Here is a 484-nt window from a genome sequence, read left to right as displayed (position 1 = left end):
CGAGAGGAAAAGCTAAAGACCTTGCACCGTTATGGTGCAAGGTCTTTTATTTAACGTTAGGATTAAAATAAACCGATTGGACTTTTTGGATGTATATTTTTCTGGCGTTCTCGGTGCGTTTGGAAAAACCCGCATTATACGCGCCGACACTGTTCCAGTTATAACCATGACTAGAAAAGTTAGAACTTAATACCCATGCGCCAAGATGAACATTAAAGCAAGGATTATAGATATTTGTTTCATTCACATTAAATTCGGATAGTCGATCAAACCAATGGGAATTAATTTGCATCAATCCAAAATCACGGCTGATGACTTGACCGGATTGGTTTTTATTTTCATTGTACGCGTTCGGCTTTAGGCTACTTTCTACCGTGGCGATGGATTTTAAAAGCTGTGGATCGACATTATAAAATCGCCCTGCCTCATCAAAGCAAAAAGCCCAACTGAAACACGGCGATAACAACGAAAGATAAAGTAATGG

At 39.3% G+C, this 484-nt stretch carries 1 protein-coding gene; it reads right to left on the bottom strand.

What is annotated here, in order from left to right; all coding sequences use genetic code 11:
- Nucleotides 1–46 precede the first annotated feature (46 nt).
- Nucleotides 47–466 (bottom strand): lytic transglycosylase domain-containing protein, encoded by a 420-nt coding sequence (locus AB4496_RS29810; protein WP_137002698.1) that lies wholly within the window; start codon nt 464–466, stop codon nt 47–49.
- Between the last annotated feature and the right edge of the window lie 18 nt (nt 467–484).

The sequence above is a fragment of the Vibrio sp. 10N.222.46.A1 genome (genome assembly GCF_041473595.1).
GTDB lineage: Bacteria > Pseudomonadota > Gammaproteobacteria > Enterobacterales > Vibrionaceae > Vibrio > Vibrio tasmaniensis_A.
This window is presented reverse-complemented; position numbering and strand designations above follow the sequence as displayed.